Source organism: Pseudoclavibacter chungangensis (genome assembly GCF_013410545.1).
GTDB classification, from domain to species: Bacteria; Actinomycetota; Actinomycetes; order Actinomycetales; family Microbacteriaceae; genus Pseudoclavibacter; species Pseudoclavibacter chungangensis.
In genome coordinates this window covers 650,126-666,933 of record NZ_JACCFV010000001.1, presented here as the reverse complement: position 1 = coordinate 666,933, position 16,808 = coordinate 650,126, and the positions used below count along the sequence as shown (strand labels likewise).

Sequence of the window (16,808 nt, the reverse complement as noted above, 5' to 3'; positions counted from 1 at the left end):
TTTCCTCCTCGACGCTGTCGCCACGATGCGAGTAAGCGCTTTCTCAATTTTCCGGAGCGGCACCGGGACTGTCAAGGACCACGCCCGGGACGGCCAGGCGGCGCCCCTACACTCCCCGCATGTCCCGCACCGACACGGCCTCCGTCCTCGTCCACGCGCCCCGCAGTGACGTGTTCCGCGCGCTCCTCGATCCCGACGCGCGGAGCGCGTGGCTCCCGCCGCCCGGGGCGCACGCGACGATGGAGCGCTTCGACGCGACCGACGGCGGCGGGTACCGCATGGTGCTCCGCTTCGACGAGGCGGGCGGCGGGAAGTCCACGGACGACACGGACGTCGTCGAAGCGGAGTTCGCCGAGATCGTCACCGACCGCCGGGTCGTCGAACGGATCGAGTTCGCGTCCGACGACCCGCGCTTCGCGGGAACCATGACGATGACCTGGGCACTGAGCGGGACGGAGGACCGCACGATCATCACGGTCCGGGCGACGGACGTCCCCGACGGCATCGACGCCGGCGAGCATTCACGGGCGCTCACGACCTCGCTCGAACAGCTCGCCGCGCACGTTCGCGCGGCCGCCGACGCATCCTGACGCGACGTCCGTCACCCGCGACGATGCATCCGTGCCGTCAGACGCGCCCCTCGCGTGCCGCCTCCCACAGGTCGACCCCCGCGGTCGGCGCCGTGATGAGCTCGTCGATCCGGGCGAGCTCGGCGTCGTCGAAGTCGAGTCGCCCGAGTGTGGCGACGTTCTCCTCGAGCTGCTCGACACGCGAGGCGCCGATGACGAGCGAGGTGACCCGCTCGTCGCGCAGTGCCCACGCGAGCGCGAGTTGCGCGAGCGTCTGCCCGCGTTCGGTGGCGATCGCGTCGAGCGCGCGAAGCCGTTCGACGACCTCGGGCGTGATCGTGTCGCGGTCGAGCGACGAGTCGTGCGCGGCGCGCGAGTCCGCCGGGACGCCGTTCAGGTAGCGACTCGTGAGCAGGCCCTGCGCGAGCGGGGTGAAGCCGATGACGCCGACGCCCAGCTCCCCCACCGCGTCGAGCAGACCCGTCGTCTCGATCCACCGGTTGAGCATCGAGTACGAGGGCTGGTGGATGAGGAGCGGCGTCCCCAGATCGCGCAGGATCTCGGCGGCCTCCCGCGTCCGCGCCGCGTCGTACGACGAGATGCCCACGTAGAGCGCCTTGCCCTGCTGGACCGCCGTGTGCAGCGCACCCATCGTCTCCTCGAGGGGAGTCGAGGCGTCGAGCCGGTGCGAGTAGAAGATGTCGACGTAGTCGAGACCGAGCCGTTCGAGCGACTGATCGAGCGACGCGAGCACGTACTTCCGCGATCCGCCGCCCTGACCGTAGGGTCCGGGCCACATGTCCCACCCGGCCTTCGTCGAGATGACGAGCTCGTCGCGGTACGGCGCGAAGTCCTCGCGGAGCAGCTTGCCGAAGTTGCGCTCGGCCGAGCCGTACGGCGGGCCGTAGTTGTTCGCGAGATCGTGGTGGGTGATCCCGAGATCGAATGCGCGGCGGCTGATGGCGCGCTGCGTCTCGAACGAGCGGTCGTCGCCGAAGTTGTGCCAGTAGCCGAGCGAGAGCGCCGGCAGATCGAGGCCCGACCGACCGGTGCGCCGATAGGGCATGTGCTCGTATCGGTCGTCTGCTGCGAGGTACGACATGCGGATTCCCTTCGTGGGCCGATCGAACGGGCACCGCCTCGGGCGATGACCGGGCCCCGCCGGGTATCGTCGATCGCGCCGGGCCGGGACCGACGCTATTGGACTCCGGCGGCGAGTTCCAGCATGTGGCCGACCGGGCGATTCGCCCGCCGGACACCACGACGAGCACCGAGCGCCCGCGTGGCGCCGAGCGGAGGACAGCACCGTGACGAGGCCCGACGACGACCGAGCGACGCTCTCGAACGACGAGGACGGACGGGTCCGCATCGAATTGCGCCGCACGCTCCCGATCGGCCCCGTCGACGCATGGACGTGGCTGACGGACGCCGATCGACTCGCCGAGTGGCTGCCCGACTGCCGGCTCGATCCACGCGTGGGCGGCTCGATCCGATTCGACTTCGGCGAGGACCTCGTCGCGACGGGAACGGTGCTCGTCGCGGAGCCCGCGACGGACGACGCCCCCGACGGCCGGTACGCGCACACGTGGCAGTGGGAGGGCATCGACGACTCGGTGGTCACCTGGAGCGTGTCACCGGACGGGACTGGCGCCACCGCACTCGGGCTCGTACACGACGGAGCGGACGCGGACGCCGCGACCGAGTTCGCGATCGGATGGCACGTCATGCTCGACGCGCTCGCCCTCGCGGTCGACGGCGAGGACGACGCCGTCGAGCGGGCGTGGGACCGGCTCGACGAGATCAGCGACGCGTACGGGAGCTGAGGCCCGTGCCCGGAGCGCCGTGACGGCACCCCGGGCACGAACAGACCTCAGCGGCGCCGCTTCCTCGTCGCGGGGACGGTGAAGATCGCACCGGTCGTGACGCCGACCTCGAGCTTCTCGAGCGTCACGCCGCGTGTCTCCGGCACCTGTGTGATGACGAAGAGCAGCGCGATCGCGCCGACGCCGGCGAAGATGAAGAACGCGCCCGTGATGCCGACAGCGGCGATGAGCGAGGGGAAGAAGAGCGACAGGAAGCCGTTCGTCGTCCACCCGAAGAACACCGACACGCCGATGCCGAGGCCGCGCATGTGCAGCGGGAACGCCTCGGCGAGCCACACCCAGACGGCGACGTTGAGGAACGTCTGCATCGACAGGACGAACAGCACGACGAGCGCGAGGATCACGAACGGACGGGCCGGGTTGCCCACCGGGAGGAGCATGGACGCGAAGCCGATGAGCAGGTGGGACGTCGTCGTGAGGGTGAGGCCGATGGCGAACGTCTTCCGACGGTCGACGCGGTCCATCATGTAGAGCGCGATGAACCCGCCGATGACGGCGACGATGCCGGGCGCGATGTTGGCGATGAGGGCGGCGCTCTCGTCGAAGCCCGACTCGATGAGGACGATCTGCCCGTAGTACATGATCGAGTTGATGCCCGTGAGCTGCTGGGCCATCGCGACACCGATACCGATGAACAGGATCCGAAGGAGCCACTTGTTGGTGAGCACGGCCTTGAGACCGATCTGGTGCTCCTCGCGCTCCTCGCGTGCGATCTCGAGGACCTCCTCGAGCTCGGCCTCGGCGCGGTCCGCGGGGCGCACGGTCTTGAGCACGGCGAGTGCCTGCTCGTGACGCCCCTTCTCGACGAGCCAGCGGGGTGATTCGGGCATGCGGAGCATGCCGACGAAGAGGCAGATGGCGGGGATCGCGCAGATCGCGAACATGATGCGCCACGAGTGCGCCTCGGCGTGGAAGACGTTGCCGATGATCGCGTTGATGACGAACGCGGAGAGCTGACCGATGACGATCGCGACCTCGTTGCGACCGGTGATCGAGCCGCGGATCTCGTACGGCGCGAGCTCGGCGAGGAACACCGGGACGACCGTCGAGGCACCGCCGACGGCGAGGCCGAGCATGATGCGACCGGCGATGAGGACGCCGATGCCCGGCGCGAGGACGACGAAGACGGTTCCGGCGAAGAACAGCACCGCGAGGCCGATGATCGTGGTGCGGCGACCCCAGGCGTCCGAGATGCGCCCCGCGAAGAGCGCCCCCACGGCGGCGGCGAAGACGAGTGAGCTCGTCACGACCCCCTCGGTGAGCGCCGTGAGGCCGAGTTCCGCAGCCATCGGCCGCAGGGCGCCGTTGATGACGCCCGTGTCGTAGCCGAAGAGCAGGCCGCCGAAGCAGGCGACGATCGAGATGAGGCCGAGCCGCTTGCGGTAGGCCCCCGCGACGAGCGGTGGCAACGCGATTCTGGACCCTGCCCCGGGTTCTGCTGTATTCATGTCGACTTCCTTGTCCGTGCTGGTTCCGATCTCGATCGGACCCCATACATAACTCATTCAGTGAACAAACTGTCCGGCACACGGTACGTAATCGAGATGTATCGCGCAAGGGGTGACGTCACGATCCACCGCAGGCCGACTCGCTCGCGACACGACCGGATGCCCGATTGACACCAGCGAGCGGCGATCGTATGTTGGACCGGTCCAACACGACCACGGACCACCGAGAGCGCGACGATGCGCGACCGTCTCCCGGTGACGTGTCATCACCCGTTCGGCCGCGACGAGCGCGGCCAGCACAAGGAGACCGTCATGACTGACGCCCCCCGTGACGCCCGAGAGATCGGCGTCGGACTCATCAGCGTCGGCTGGATGGGACGCCTGCACAGCCGTGCCTACACGAACGTGCCGCAGGTGTATCCCGACCTCGGCCTGCGCCCGCGACTCGTCCAGGCGGCCGACACCGCGGAGGCCGGGCGCGCCTATGCGCGCGACGTCCTCGGCTACGCCTCGACGACCGCCGACTACCACGAGGTCCTCGCGAACCCCGAGGTCGAGGTCGTGTCGATCTGTGCCCCGAACTTCCTCCACGCGGAGATCGGGATCGCGGCAGCGAAGGCCGGCAAGCCGTTCTGGATCGAGAAGCCCGTCGGCCGGGGTGAGGCCGACACGGCCGCCGTCCGCGACGCCGCGATCGAAGCGGGCGTCGCGACGACGATCGGCTTCAACTACCGCCACCCACCGGCCATCCAGCTCGCCCGCAAACTCGTCGACGAGGGCGCCCTGGGCACGATAACGAACGTGCGCGGCCGATTCTTCGGCGGCTTCAACGCCGACCCGAACGCGCCCCGTGCGTGGCGATTCGTCCGTGAACAGAGCGGCTCGGGCGTCCTGGGCGACCTCATGGGCCACCTCGTCGACCTCGTGCACTTCCTGCTCGGCCCCATCGGTGCCGTGACGGCGTCGACGGGCACGTTCATCCACGAGCGTCCCGGCGTGCCCGGCTCACCGGACGAGGGCAAGCTCCTCCCCGTCGAGAACGAGGACTACGCGAACCTGCTCATCCGCTTCGACGAGACCGCGCTCGCGAGCACGGCCCTCGGCACGCTCGATGCGTCGTGGATCGCGGTCGGCCCCAAGGCCGAGTACGCGATCGAGATCTTCGGCACGAACGGCTCGCTGCGCTGGAACTTCGAGCGCATGAACGAGCTCGAACTCGCCGTGCGCGAGGCCGACGGGTCGGTCGGCTACCGCCGCCTTCTCGCCGACGCGACGTTCCCTGAGTTCTCGCGCTTCCAGCCGAGCGCGGGCACGCCCATGGGCTACGACGACCTCAAGACGATCGAGGCGAACAAGTTCCTGCTCGCCGCGACCGGCCGCCCGTCCGACACGTCCAACATCCACGACGCACTCGCCTCGGCGCAGGTGCTCACCGCCGCCGAGGAGTCCGCCGCGTCCGGCCAGTGGGTCGCCACCCCGGTGATCGAGGGTTCGACCGCGAACATCCGCACGGGAGGCGACGCACGATGAGCACACCGAAGATCGCGACCGCCCCGATCAGCTGGGGCATCAGCGAGGTTCCCGACTGGGGATTCCAGTTCACGCCCGAGCGAGTGCTCACGGAGATGCGTGAGATCGGCTTCGGGGCGACCGAACTCGGCCCCGACGGCTTCCTGCCGCCCGAACCCGCCGCGAAGGCGGCCGAGCTCGCCCGCTTCGACATGCGGGCGATCGGGAGCTTCGTCCCCGTCGTGCTCCACGACCCTGCGAGCGACCCGCTCCCCCGCATCTCGCGCGAGCTCGACGACTACGAGGCGGCCGGCGCGGGCGTGCTCGTCGTCGCGGCGGTCACGGGCATCGACGGCTACGACGCCGCACGGCCGGTTCTCGACGAGACGCAGTGGTCGACGCTGTTCGTGAACCTCGACGCGATCCGCGAGCTCGCGGCATCCCGCGGCGTCACCGCGGCGCTCCACCCCCACGTGGGAACGGTCGTCGAGTCCGCGGACGAGGTGCAGCGCGTCGTCGACGGATCGAGCGCGCTGTTCTGCTTCGACACCGGGCACCTCATGATCGGTGGCACCGATCCGGTCGCGTTCGCGCGCACGTATGCGGCACGCATCGCCCACACGCACCTCAAGGACGTGTCGATCGAGGGCATGCAGCGCGTGAAGGGCGACGAGCTCAGCTACTTCGAGGCGATCCGCGACGACCTCCTCTACCGACCGCTCGGGCAGGGCGACGTCGACGTGCGCGCGATCGTGTCGAGCCTCGTCGACGCCGGCTACGACGGCTGGTTCGTGCTCGAACAGGACAAGGTCGTGCTCGAGGAACCGGCGCCCGGGACCGGACCGATCGAGGACGCGCGGGCATCCGTGACGTTCCTGCGCGGTGTCCTCGCCGACCTCGCCGAGCGGGGCTGACGCCGTGCCCATCGGCGTCATCGGCCTCGGACGGGTCGGCAGGATGCACGCGCGGAACCTGGCGCAGGACCCCGGGGTCGACGAGGTCGTGCTGCTCGGGCGGGACCCGGGCCGCCTCGGCCCGGCGCTCGACGACGTCCGGGCGGCCATCGCGCTCGATGCGCCCGCGTCGCTGGCCGGGGCACACGCCCCGGCCGGCGAGGCGGCCGACGTCCGGATCGGTGACGGCCTCGACAGCGAGTTGCCCGCGCTCGACGGCATCGTCATCGCGACAAACACAGCCTCGCACCCGGAGTTGACGCTGCGGGCGGCCCGCGCGGGCGTCCCCACGCTCGTCGAGAAGCCGCTCACGCTCGACCTCGAACGCCTCGAATCGCTCGCCGACGAGCTCGACCGCTTCGGAACGCCCGTCATGGTCGCGTTCCATCGCCGCTACGACCCCGCCCACCAGGAGCTGCGGCGACGCGTGCGCGCGGGCGACGCGGGGACGGTCCGTGCCGTGCACGGCATCGACCACGACCGGCTCCCCCTCTCGCCCGACTATATCCCGCACTCGGGCGGCATCTGGCGCGACCTGCTCATCCACGACTTCGACTCGATCCCGTGGGTCACGGGCCGCCGCGTCACGCGTGTGTGGGCGACGGGTGCCGTCCTCGACGCGCCCGTCCACGCGGAGCATGACGACGTCGACACCGCGAGCGCGACGCTCGTGCTCGACTCCGGGGCGATCGCGGACGTCACGGGGCTCCGTCGCAACGGCGCGGGTCAGGACGTCCGTCTCGAGGTCTTCGGGTCCCTCGACTCGTTCGGTGCGGGTCTCGACGCGCACACGCCCATCACCTCGACGGAGCCCGGCGGCACGGCGCCCGAGGCACCGCACGAGCAGTTCATCGAGCGCTTCGAACGCGCCTTCCGCGCCGAGATCGCGGCCTTCGTGCGTGTCGCGAACGGCGAGCTCGATGCCAACCTCACGCCGCCTCGAGCGGGACTCGACGCGATCCGCATCGCCCAGGCGGCCGCCGAATCGTGCAGAACGGGTCGCCCCGTCGACGTGACGACCACGACCCAGTAAGGAACGACCATGACCGAACCGCTCAAGATCGGCCTCATCGGCACCGGCCGCATCGGCCAGGTCCACGCCGCGAGCGTGGCCGCGCTGCCGGAGACGACGCTCACCTGGGTGTGCGATCCCTTCGTCGAGCAGGCCACGGCGACCGCGGCGCGGTACGGCGTCACGAACGTCACGGCCGACGCCGCCGAGGTGCTCGCCGCGCCGGACGTCGACGCGATCATCATGGCCTCGCCGACCCCCACGCACGTCGATCTGCTCTCGACCGCGATCGACGCGGGTGTCCCGGCGCTGTGCGAGAAGCCGATCGACCTCGACATCGCCCGCGTCGACGCCCTGCGGGGCAAGGCGGCCGGGTCGACCACGCCGATCGCGCTCGGCTTCAACCGACGCTTCGACCCCGACTTCGCCGAGGTCCGCCGCCGCGTGGCCGCCGGCGAGATCGGCCGGCTCGAACAGCTCTCGATCACGAGCCGCGACCCCGAGCCGCCGCCCATCGGCTACGTGGCCGTGTCGGGTGGCATCTTCCGGGACATGACGATCCACGACTTCGACATGGCGCGCTTCTTCGTGCCCGACATCGTCGAGGTGACGGCGCGCGGCGCGCACCAGTTCGATGCGGGCATCCGCGACGCGGGCGACTACGACGCCGCCGTCGTGACCCTGCGCGGTGCCGGCGGCGAACTGATCACGATCACGAACTCGCGACACAGCGTCTACGGCTACGACCAGCGCCTCGAGGCGTTCGGTGCACAGGGGCTCCTGCAGGTCTCGAACGTGAGCCCGACGACCGTCCGTGCCTTCGGCCCGAACGGTGTCGAGGGGCGCGCCGGGTACCACACGTTCTTCCTCGAACGGTATGCCGAGGCCTACCGGGCCGAGCTCGCCGCGTTCGTCCGGACGATCCGCGATGCGACGCACGAGAGCCCCGGCTTCGAGGACGGACGTGCCGCGCTCGTGCTCGCCGATGCCGCCGTGCGCTCCGCTGCCGAGGGGATCACGGTCCCCGTCGACCTGCACGCATGACGACGCCGCGGCTCGTCGCGACGTGCTGGACGAGCGCCGGTGCGGCGCTCCCCGGCGCCGCCGACCAGACGAGCCCGTACCCGGTCCTGGACAGGGTGCGGGCCGTCGCGGCCGCCGGCTGGAGCGGGCTCGGGCTCGTCCACGACGACCTCCGCCTCGCGCGCGACACGATCGGCTTCGCGGCACTTCGCGACGCGATCGGCGACGCCGGGCTGACGCACGTCGAGGTCGAGCTCGCCGAGGGCTGGTGGCGTCCCGGCGGTCGCGGAGAGCGCTGGACGCTCCTGCTCGATGCCGCGGAGGCGCTCGGGGCGACGTTCATCAAGGCGGGAACCGACATGGGGCCGCCGATCGACGACCTCGGTCCCCTCGTCACCCCGCTCCGCGCACTCGCCGTCGAGGCCGCCGACCGCGGTACCCGTGTCGCGCTCGAGCCTCTCCCCTTCTCGATGATCGAGACGGTACCTCGTGGAGCAGAACTCGTCGAGCTCGTCGGGCATCCCGCGGCAGGGCTCGTCATCGACTTCTGGCACGTGTTCCGCGCGGGGACCTCGCTCGTGGACCTCACGGCGACCATGCCGCCCGAGCGCGTCTTCGGAGTGGAGCTGTGCGACGCCGAGGCCGAGCCGATCGGGACGCTCTTCGAGGACACCCGCGATCGTCGGCGCCTGCTCGGCGAGGGCGTGCAGGACGTCACGGGATTCATCGGCGCGATGCGCAGCCTCGGCTTCGACGGCCCGTGGGGCGTCGAGATCCTCTCCGACGCCCATCGCGCGCTCCCGCTCGATGCCGCGCTCCGCTCGGCGTACGCCTCCGGGGTCCACGCGTTCGAGCGCGTCCCCGACTGACGGCACCGCCCGTGGACGGCGAACGGGCCGGGAAGCACTCGCTTCCCGGCCCGTTCGCCGTCACGCGTTCGTGTCGGTGCCGTTCCGCGTCCGGCACCGACGGCTCGCACACCGACGGTTCAGGCCTCGACGGGGAGGTCCCGCGGCGGTTCGTCGACGACGACCCCCGGGAGCTCGGCGTGATTCGGCGGAACGGCCTCGAACGTTGCGACCGCGTGGGCTCCCCACGCGACGGCTCGACGCATCGCGGCCGCGAGCGTGTCGACGTCGGCCTCGCCGTCCAGATCGGCGACGAAGCCCGCGAGCGCGGCATCACCCGCGCCGGTCGTGTTGACGACCTCGACGCGCGGCGGCCTGCCCCAGAGGCTGCCGTCGGCCGTGACGTGGACGGCACCCGAACCACCGAGACTCGCGAGCACCGCCACAGCGCCGCGATCGACGAGTTCCCGCGCCGCGTCCACCGCCTCCCCCACCGTCGTCACGGGGCGGCCGACGGCGTCGGCGAGTTCGGCGGCGTTCGGCTTCACGAGATCGGGCGCGGCGCCGGCCTCGAGCCACGCCCGGAGGGTCGGCCCGCCGGAGTCGAGACACACGCGTGCGCCGACGGCCCGCGCCCCGGCGACGAGTGCGCGCGGATCCTGCCCGCCCGTCCCGTCGGCGCGAGCCGGAATGCTCCCCGCCACGACGAGCCAGTGCGCTCGCCGCTCCTGCACGGCGGCGATCGTCGCCGCCACGATGCCGTCCCACTCGTCGGCCGGCATGGGTCGCGCGTGCTCGTTGACGTTCATGGTGCTGCCCGATCGCGACACGACGACCGTGTTGACCCGGGTCGGGCGCGTGGTCGGGACGATGCGGTAGAGCCGCTCCTCGACGAGCAGGTGGTGCTCCCGCTCGGCGAGCGGGGTCACCGCGAGCGCGCCGCCGCCGACGCGCGCCAGATTCCGGGCGACGTTGACGCCCTTGCCGGACAGGAACCAGCGCACGTCTCGCGCGCGGTTGACCTCGTCCGGCAGGACCGCGTCGACGACGTAGAGCCGGTCGATCGCGGGCGACGGCGTGAGCGTCACGACGCGCGCCCGAGGACGGACGATTCCGTCCTCGGGGCGGGTCGAGGGCCCCGTGGAGGCGATGACCGTCACGGGTTCACACCGCGGCGAGCTGCTGCGCGACCGCGTCCGCGACGCGTTCGGGCGAGAGCCCGTACTTGTCGAGCAGGAAGTCGTTCGGCGCGGACTCGGACCAGCGGTCCTCGAGCCCGACCCGCACGAGCCGGGGTCCGCCGCGCTCGGCGAGGATCTCGCTCACGAGCCCACCGAGCCCGCCGATACGGCTGTGCTCCTCGACGGTCACGACGAGCGATGCGTCCCCGACGAGCCCGAGGAACGCGTCGACGTCGAGCGGCTTGAGCGTGGGCAGGTGCACGTGCGTCGCGGACACGCCGCGCTCGGCGAGCAGGCGAACGGCCTCGGCCGTGCGCGAGGTCTGCACGCCCGTCGACACGATCGTCACGTCGCCGCCCTCGGTCAGGAGTCGAGGCGTCCCGGGCTCGAAGGCGTAGCTCTCGTCGAAGACGGGCGCGACGGGGTCCCGTGCGACACGGACGTAGAGCGGGCCGTCGAACTCGGCCGCCCAGCGGAACACCGCCTCGGCCTCGAACTCGTCCGCCGGGGCGAGCACGGTCATGTAGGGCATGGCCCGCATGATCGCGAAGTCCTCGATGTCCTGGTGGGTCTTCCCCGCCGAACCGTTCAACAGGCCGCTGTAGGCCGCCGCAACCCGCACGGGTGCGCGCGTCTGCGACACGAGCATGCGGATCTGGTCGAGTGCGCGGTTCGTGAGGAACACGCCGAACGTCGAGAGCCAGGGCCGGTAGCCGAGGGTCGAGAGCCCCACGGCCATGCCGACCATGTTCTGCTCGGCGATGCCGACCTGCACGAACGCGTCCGGCACGGCCGTGGCGACGAGGTCGGACCGCGTCGACGTCGCGAGGTCACCGTCGAGGACGACGACCCGGTCGTCGCTCGCCGCGAGCTCGGCGAGGGTCTCGCCCCACACCACGCGCTGTGCCTTCATCGTGCGTCCTCCGTCGTTCCGAGCAGCTCCGTGCGGGCGAGGTCCAGTTGCTCGTCCGTCGCGACGCCGTTGTGCCACTTGTAGGTGCCCTCCGTGAAGGAGATGCCGCGCCCCTTGCGCGTGTTCGCGATGATGACCGTCGGGCGCCCGGAGACGCCGCGGTCGTCCGTGACGCGGTCGAAGGCGCCGAGGATCGCGTCGAAGTCGTGCCCGTCGATCGAGAGGGCGTTCCAGCCGAATCCGGTGAACACGCGCTCGAGGTCGACGTGCCCGACCGGCTCGCTGCGATCGAAGCGGTCGTCGGGGCCGGCGGGCCAGCCGTACTGCTGGAGCCCGTTGAGGTCGATGATGAGCGTCAGGTTGTCGAGGCCGAAGCGCGGGGCCGAGAGCACCGTCTCCCACACCATGCCCTCCTCGATCTCGCCGTCGCCCACCATGACCCACGTGTGGAAGTCACGTCCGAGCTTCTTCGCACCGAGGGCGATCCCCGCGCCGAACGCGAGCCCCTGGCCGAGCGAGCCGGTCGAGGCGTCGACGCCCGGCGTGAGCAGCATGTCGGGGTGGCCCTGCAGGCGCGAGTCGCCGTGGTCGAACGTCGCGAGCTCCTCCTCCGGGAAGTAGCCGCGCAGCGCGAGCACCGAGTAGAGGCCGATGGCCGAGTGCCCCTTGGAGAGGATGAAGCGGTCGCGGTCGGTCTTCTTCGGGTCGGCGGGATCGATGTCGAGCTCGGCGAAGTAGAGCGCGACGAGCAGATCGGTCGCCGAGAGGGGCCCACCGATGTGGCCCGCCTTGCTCGAGGTCACCGTCTCGATGATGCGCCATCGGGCGCGCCGCGCGACGGCGGCGAGCTCCTCCGGCGAGGGCCGTGATGTGGTCGCGGTCATGTCGTTCCTTCGTTGGTCGAGTGCATCGGAGACCAATATATCGCCTAACGGACTGTTTGTCCATTCAATGAGATGAAACGGTATTCACACTCATTGTCCACTCCATGAGAGAGTGTCACCGTGAACAACGATGCGCCAGCACGGGCGAGACTCGAGATCCTCGACAAGGCCGACGCGGTCCTCCGCCACCTCGGCGAGGCCGGCGAATCGAGCGCCACGAGCATCGCGAACGCGGTCGACGAGCCCACCTCCTCCACCTACCGGATCCTGTCGAACCTCCAGCTCCTCGGCTGGATCGAGTCGGGCAGCCGACGCGGAACGTTCCGCCTCGGCCTCGACTTCCTCCGCGTCGGCAGCGTCGTGGAAGACCGCCTGAGCGTCCGCGAGGCGGCCGTACCCGAACTGCGGAAGCTCCTCGCCGAGACCGGCGCCACGAGCTTCCTGTGCCTTCGCGCCGACGACCGCGCCGTGTGCGTCGAACGCTTCGAGGGCTCCGACGTCCGGAGCCTCGCACTGGCCCTCGGCAAGTCCCTCGAACTCCATCACGGCGCGGCCCCGAGGGCCATCCTCGCCTTCCTGCCCGCGGCGGAGCGGACGGCGCTCATCGCACAGCTCACACGCAACGGCACCGAACGACGCGAGCTCACCGCCCTGATCGACGAGATCCGCGAATCGGGCACGGCGCTCTCGGACGGCGACGTCACCCCCGGCATCGCGGCCGTGGGGGCACCGATCTTCAACCACCGCGGCGAGGTCGAGGCCGCGCTCTCGATCAGCGGTGTGCGCGGACGCCTGCTCGACCCCGCGCTCAACACGCGCACGCGTGTCCTGGACGCGGCGGCACGCGTGAGCGACGCGCTGGGGTTCGAACCGGCGCGCGCGTCGGGGGGCGGCGAGGCGGCATGAGCGCCACGAAACCCACGCGCGTCCTCGCGAACGCGAAGGACCTGCTCGATGCCCTGGCCGAGCGCGGCGCACTGAGCCCTGCCGAGATCGCCGAGGCGATCGACGTCCCCCGCCCGACCGTCTACCGGCTCGCCGCGGGGCTCGAGGCCGTCGACCTCGTGCGGCCGTCGAACGACGGGCGGATCAACCTCAGCAAGCGCTGGCTGCGCCTCGCCGACGCGAGTCGCGCCGGCATGCGCGAGTGGCGCGACGGGCGAGCGGCACTCGACCGGATCGCCGAGGACACGGGACAGACGGCGTTCCTGAGCGTGCCCCGCGGCACTCACGCGGTGTGCATCGACTGGGCCCCGGGGCGCGGACTCGACGTCCTCATCCTCCGCCCCGGCCGCACGCTCCCGCTGCACGCGGGCGCCGCGGGGCGCGCGTTCCTCGCATTCCGGAGCGACGACGAGGTCGAGCACTACCTGACGAACGCCCCGTTCGAGGCCCTCACCCCGACGACCCTCACGACGGCGGACGAGCTCAGGGCGGATGTCGCACGCACGCGGGACACCGGACATTCAACCTCGGACGAGGACGTCACGGTGGGCATCGGCGCGATCGGCGTGCCCGTGCGCGACGCCGAGGGGACCACGGTCGGCTGCCTATCCGTCGGTGGCCTCGCCGAGGACATCCGCTCCTCGGTGGACGAGTTGGCCGGGGTGCTCCGCGGCGAAGCGGCACTGCTGCCCGCTCGCGTCGACTGAGCCACGATCGGGCGTCGATGGTCTGGCGGGCACCTCACCACGAACCACAGATTATCGCAACGTGGACAGCTCGTCCATTGTCCGATACGATCTGTTGGTCGCGTCGTTCGATGCAGAAGGGACCCCGCATGACGAATCCGCAGATCCTCGCCGCCGGCGAATGGAAGACCGTCACGCCCGAGCTGGCCGGCTGGGAGTACGTGTCGTTCGAGGTGCTCGAGCCCGGCGACGAGACCGTCGAGTTCGCCGCGGACGGCGCGGAGCGCGCATTCATCCCCCTCTCGGGGACGGTGTCGGCGACGGTTGACGACGCCGAGTACACCTTCGGCGGTCGCGAGAACGTGTTCGCCGGCCTCGCCCACCTGCTCTACGTCCCGCGCGACACGCGCGTCGAGCTGACCGCGAGCCCCGGCGCGCAGATCGCCGTCGCCGCGGCCCCCGCCACGACGAAGCACGAGGTCGTGCTCGTCACGCCCGAGGACCTACCGGTCGAGGCCCGCGGCGGTGGCAACGCCTCGCGCCAGGTCTCGACCCTCATGCCGCCCTCGTTCCCCGCCGACCGCCTCCACGTCGTCGAGGTGTGGACACCCGGTGGCAACTGGTCGAGCTTCCCGCCCCACAAGCACGAGCACGACCACGCCGGGGAGGCCCAGCTCGAGGAGACCTACTACTACCGACTCCGGGATCCCGAGAACGGCTGGGCCCTCCAGCGCGTCTACGGCCCGGAGCGCGACTTCGAGCTCGACGAGCCCGTGCGCGACGGCGACATCTGCCTCATCCCCTGGGGCTACCACACGACCGTCGCGGCCCACGGCCACGACCTCTACTACCTCAACGTGCTCGCCGGCCCCGCACCGGAGCGCACGCTGCAGGCCCACCAGGACCCGAGCCTCGCCGCGCTCGCCGACGACTGGGCGGAGTCGGGCATCGACCCGCGCGTCCCCTTCGTCCCGGCGCGCCCCTGATCCATCCATCGAGAAAGACACAGACACTGCAATGACGCACAACGAATCCACCGTCCGCCTCACCGTCGGCCAGGCCGTCATCCGATTCCTCGGCGCACAGTACGTCGAACGCGACGGCGTGACCGAGAAGTTCTTCGGCGGCGCCTTCGGCATCTTCGGCCACGGCAACGTTGCGGGCATCGGCCAGGCGATGCTCCAGTACCAGGACGAGTTCCCGTACTACCAGGGCCGCAACGAGCAGGGCATGGTGCACATCGCCACCGGCTACGCGAAGATGCGCAATCGCCTCGGCGCGCTCGCCGTCAGCACGTCCATCGGTCCGGGCGCGACGAACATGGTCACGGGCGCGGGGACGGCGACCGTCAACCACCTCCCCGTGCTGCTCCTCCCGGCCGACGTGTTCGCGACGCGCAGCACGGGCGCCGTGCTGCAGCAGCAGGAGATGCCCTACGCCGCCGACATCACCGCGAACGACGCGTTCCGTGCCGTGAGTCGCTTCTTCGACCGCATCTGGCGGCCCGAACAGCTCGCGCCGTCGCTGCTCGAGGCGATGCGCGTGCTCACGAGCCCGGCGGACACGGGCGCCGTGACGATCGCGCTCCCCCAGGACGTGCAGGCCGAGGCCTACGACTTCCCCGCCTCGCTGTTCCGCGACCGCGTGTGGCACATCGCCCGCAACCGCGCCGACCGCGCGGCCCTGCGGCGCGCCGCCGAGCTCATCCGCGGCGCCTCGAAGCCGATCATCATCGCGGGCGGCGGCGTCATCTACTCGGACGCGACGGACGCGCTCGTGCGCTTCGCCGAGTCCACCGGCATCGGTGTCGGCGTGACCCAGGCCGGCAAGGCGTCCTTCCCGCACACCCACGAGCTCGCACTCGGCGCGCTCGGCGCGTCGGGCTCGGTGTACGCGAACGCGCCCGCGGGCGAGGCCGACGTCGTGATCGGTATCGGCACGCGCTACACCGACTTCACGACGGCCTCGAACACGCTGTTCCGCAACCCCGACGTGGCGTTCGTGAACATCAACGTCGCCGAGATCGACGCGTTCAAGGAGGCCGCGACGCCGCTCCTCGGCGATGCGCGCGAGACGCTCGACGAGTTGCTCGAACTGCTCGGCGACTGGTCGGTCGCCCCCGAGGTGCGCGCGGCGACGACCGAGTCGGCGTCCGCGTGGCGCAGCGAGATCGACCGCATCATCGAGCTCGACGACAGCCCCACGCTCTCGCAGGCGCAGATGCTCGGCATCCTCAACGACGCCGCGGGTGAGCGCGACGTCGTCGTGAACGCCGCGGGCTCGATGCCCGGTGATCTGCACCGCCTGTGGCGGCCCGGCAGCACGAAGGGCTACGACATCGAGTACGGCAACTCGTGCATGGGCTACGAGATCCCCGGCGCGATCGGCAACGGCCTCGCCGACCGCACACGGCACGTGTTCGGCCTCATCGGTGACGGCACGTTCCTCATGCTCTCGCAGGAGATCATGACGGCCGTGCAGGAGCACCTGAAGATCACGTTCGTCGTGGTCGACAACTCTGGCTACGGCTCGATCGCGGCGCTCTCGGAGACGCGCGGCTCGCAGGAGTTCGGCACGCGCTTCCGCGAGCGCGGCGAGGGCCTCCGCCACGACGGCGCACGCATCGACGTCGACTTCCCCGCGAACGCGGCGAGCTACGGCGCGAAGGTGTGGACGGCCGACACGGCCGACACGTTCCGCGCGGCGCTCGAGGAGGCGAAGGCGTACGACGGCACGAGTGTCGTGTACGTGCGCGTCGACGCACAGGGCCGCTTCGGCGGCTCGGGCGCGTGGTGGGACGTGCCCGTCTCGGAGGTGTCGGAGCTCGAGTCGACGCAGCGCGCCCGCGCGGAGTACGACGAGGAGAAGGCGAACCAGCACCTCTACCTCTGACCCCCTCCGACCTCTTCCCGAACAAAGCCGGGTTGTTGCTACCGGGCCCGCGGCCCGGTAGC

The 16,808-nt window shown here is 70.9% G+C and carries 16 protein-coding genes; 11 read left to right on the top strand and 5 right to left on the bottom strand.

Features of this window, described 5'->3' with window-relative positions:
* The first annotated feature begins 119 nt into the window (after positions 1-119).
* Positions 120-590: an SRPBCC domain-containing protein gene (locus tag HNR16_RS02930; RefSeq protein WP_158040181.1), complete on the top strand. Its 471-nt coding sequence runs from the start codon at positions 120-122 to the stop codon at positions 588-590.
* Positions 591-627: 37 nt separating this feature from the next.
* Here HNR16_RS02930 and mgrA read toward each other — a convergent pair whose 3' ends face one another.
* On the bottom strand, positions 628-1,671 hold the full coding sequence (gene mgrA / locus HNR16_RS02925) for an L-glyceraldehyde 3-phosphate reductase (RefSeq protein ID WP_158040182.1): 1,044 nt from the start codon (positions 1,669-1,671) through the stop codon (positions 628-630).
* A gap of 205 nt (positions 1,672-1,876) precedes the next feature.
* Between mgrA and HNR16_RS02920 the strand changes: the two genes are divergently transcribed.
* Positions 1,877-2,392, top strand: coding sequence for an SRPBCC domain-containing protein (locus HNR16_RS02920; RefSeq protein WP_179558070.1), 516 nt, complete (start codon positions 1,877-1,879; stop codon positions 2,390-2,392).
* Positions 2,393-2,439: 47 nt separating this feature from the next.
* Here the strand turns inward: HNR16_RS02920 and HNR16_RS02915 are convergent, their stop codons facing one another.
* The gene (locus tag HNR16_RS02915) at positions 2,440-3,900 is read right to left on the bottom strand and encodes a sugar porter family MFS transporter (protein ID WP_158040184.1); all 1,461 of its coding nucleotides are present in this window, start codon (positions 3,898-3,900) and stop codon (positions 2,440-2,442) included.
* A gap of 312 nt (positions 3,901-4,212) precedes the next feature.
* Here HNR16_RS02915 and HNR16_RS02910 point away from each other — a divergent pair, with 312 nt between their 5' ends.
* The 5 genes from HNR16_RS02910 to HNR16_RS02890 are packed head-to-tail and all read left to right on the top strand — an operon-like array spanning position 4,213 to position 9,266.
* On the top strand, positions 4,213-5,430 hold the full coding sequence (locus HNR16_RS02910) for a Gfo/Idh/MocA family protein (protein ID WP_158040185.1): 1,218 nt from the start codon (positions 4,213-4,215) through the stop codon (positions 5,428-5,430).
* Positions 5,427-6,323, top strand: a complete 897-nt coding sequence (locus HNR16_RS02905) for a sugar phosphate isomerase/epimerase family protein (protein WP_158040186.1) — start codon at positions 5,427-5,429, stop codon at positions 6,321-6,323. Before HNR16_RS02910 ends, HNR16_RS02905 begins: the two co-directional genes overlap by 4 nt.
* 4 nt (positions 6,324-6,327) lie before the next feature.
* Positions 6,328-7,395 carry a Gfo/Idh/MocA family protein gene (locus HNR16_RS18735; protein ID WP_158040187.1) on the top strand — a complete coding sequence of 356 codons (1,068 nt, stop codon included), beginning with the start codon at positions 6,328-6,330 and terminating at the stop codon, positions 7,393-7,395.
* 9 nt (positions 7,396-7,404) lie between these two features.
* Positions 7,405-8,418, top strand: a complete 1,014-nt coding sequence (gene iolG, locus HNR16_RS02895) for an inositol 2-dehydrogenase (protein WP_158040188.1) — start codon at positions 7,405-7,407, stop codon at positions 8,416-8,418.
* The gene (locus HNR16_RS02890; RefSeq protein ID WP_158040189.1) at positions 8,415-9,266 is read left to right on the top strand and encodes a sugar phosphate isomerase/epimerase family protein; all 852 of its coding nucleotides are present in this window, start codon (positions 8,415-8,417) and stop codon (positions 9,264-9,266) included. Before iolG ends, HNR16_RS02890 begins: the two co-directional genes overlap by 4 nt.
* Positions 9,267-9,385: 119 nt before the next feature.
* On the opposite strand, the gene HNR16_RS02885 is transcribed toward HNR16_RS02890, so the two are convergent.
* Genes HNR16_RS02885 through HNR16_RS02875 form a run of 3 tightly spaced genes read right to left on the bottom strand, consistent with a single transcriptional unit; the run spans position 9,386 to position 12,223 of the window.
* Positions 9,386-10,405 (bottom strand): 1-phosphofructokinase family hexose kinase, encoded by a 1,020-nt coding sequence (locus tag HNR16_RS02885; protein WP_158040190.1) that lies wholly within the window; start codon positions 10,403-10,405, stop codon positions 9,386-9,388.
* Between the two features lie 4 nt (positions 10,406-10,409).
* A complete protein-coding gene (locus tag HNR16_RS02880) occupies positions 10,410-11,339 on the bottom strand; it encodes a transketolase family protein (protein WP_158040191.1) in 930 nt (309 codons plus the stop codon).
* Positions 11,336-12,223 (bottom strand): transketolase, encoded by an 888-nt coding sequence (locus tag HNR16_RS02875; RefSeq protein WP_158040192.1) that lies wholly within the window; start codon positions 12,221-12,223, stop codon positions 11,336-11,338. The genes HNR16_RS02880 and HNR16_RS02875 overlap by 4 nt, the downstream gene beginning before the upstream one ends.
* A 120-nt stretch (positions 12,224-12,343) precedes the next feature.
* Here HNR16_RS02875 and HNR16_RS18730 point away from each other — a divergent pair, with 120 nt between their 5' ends.
* From HNR16_RS18730 to iolD, 4 genes are all read left to right on the top strand, one after another.
* Positions 12,344-13,129 (top strand): IclR family transcriptional regulator, encoded by a 786-nt coding sequence (locus HNR16_RS18730; protein WP_158040193.1) that lies wholly within the window; start codon positions 12,344-12,346, stop codon positions 13,127-13,129.
* On the top strand, positions 13,126-13,875 hold the full coding sequence (locus tag HNR16_RS02865) for an IclR family transcriptional regulator (protein ID WP_158040194.1): 750 nt from the start codon (positions 13,126-13,128) through the stop codon (positions 13,873-13,875). The genes HNR16_RS18730 and HNR16_RS02865 overlap by 4 nt, the downstream gene beginning before the upstream one ends.
* Before the next feature lie 128 nt (positions 13,876-14,003).
* Positions 14,004-14,840 carry a 5-deoxy-glucuronate isomerase gene (iolB, locus tag HNR16_RS02860; protein ID WP_179558069.1) on the top strand — a complete coding sequence of 279 codons (837 nt, stop codon included), beginning with the start codon at positions 14,004-14,006 and terminating at the stop codon, positions 14,838-14,840.
* Positions 14,841-14,871: 31 nt separating this feature from the next.
* Positions 14,872-16,746 carry a 3D-(3,5/4)-trihydroxycyclohexane-1,2-dione acylhydrolase (decyclizing) gene (iolD, locus tag HNR16_RS02855; RefSeq protein WP_158040196.1) on the top strand — a complete coding sequence of 625 codons (1,875 nt, stop codon included), beginning with the start codon at positions 14,872-14,874 and terminating at the stop codon, positions 16,744-16,746.
* The last annotated feature ends 62 nt before the right edge of the window (positions 16,747-16,808 follow it).

What these genes read in the sequence shown, in the direction of transcription:
- HNR16_RS02865 (WP_158040194.1), top strand. Translation starts at nt 13,126, where the DNA reads ATGAGCGCCACGAAACCCACGCGCGTCCTCGCGAACGCGAAGGACCTG.
- iolD (WP_158040196.1), top strand. Translation starts at nt 14,872, where the DNA reads ATGACGCACAACGAATCCACCGTCCGCCTCACCGTCGGCCAGGCCGTC.
- HNR16_RS02880 (WP_158040191.1), bottom strand. Translation starts at nt 11,339, where the DNA reads ATGAAGGCACAGCGCGTGGTGTGGGGCGAGACCCTCGCCGAGCTCGCG.
- HNR16_RS02905 (WP_158040186.1), top strand. Translation starts at nt 5,427, where the DNA reads ATGAGCACACCGAAGATCGCGACCGCCCCGATCAGCTGGGGCATCAGC.
- HNR16_RS02930 (WP_158040181.1), top strand. Translation starts at nt 120, where the DNA reads ATGTCCCGCACCGACACGGCCTCCGTCCTCGTCCACGCGCCCCGCAGT.
- iolB (WP_179558069.1), top strand. Translation starts at nt 14,004, where the DNA reads ATGACGAATCCGCAGATCCTCGCCGCCGGCGAATGGAAGACCGTCACG.
- iolG (WP_158040188.1), top strand. Translation starts at nt 7,405, where the DNA reads ATGACCGAACCGCTCAAGATCGGCCTCATCGGCACCGGCCGCATCGGC.
- mgrA (WP_158040182.1), bottom strand. Translation starts at nt 1,671, where the DNA reads ATGTCGTACCTCGCAGCAGACGACCGATACGAGCACATGCCCTATCGG.
- HNR16_RS02890 (WP_158040189.1), top strand. Translation starts at nt 8,415, where the DNA reads ATGACGACGCCGCGGCTCGTCGCGACGTGCTGGACGAGCGCCGGTGCG.
- HNR16_RS02910 (WP_158040185.1), top strand. Translation starts at nt 4,213, where the DNA reads ATGACTGACGCCCCCCGTGACGCCCGAGAGATCGGCGTCGGACTCATC.
- HNR16_RS02875 (WP_158040192.1), bottom strand. Translation starts at nt 12,223, where the DNA reads ATGACCGCGACCACATCACGGCCCTCGCCGGAGGAGCTCGCCGCCGTC.
- HNR16_RS02915 (WP_158040184.1), bottom strand. Translation starts at nt 3,900, where the DNA reads ATGAATACAGCAGAACCCGGGGCAGGGTCCAGAATCGCGTTGCCACCG.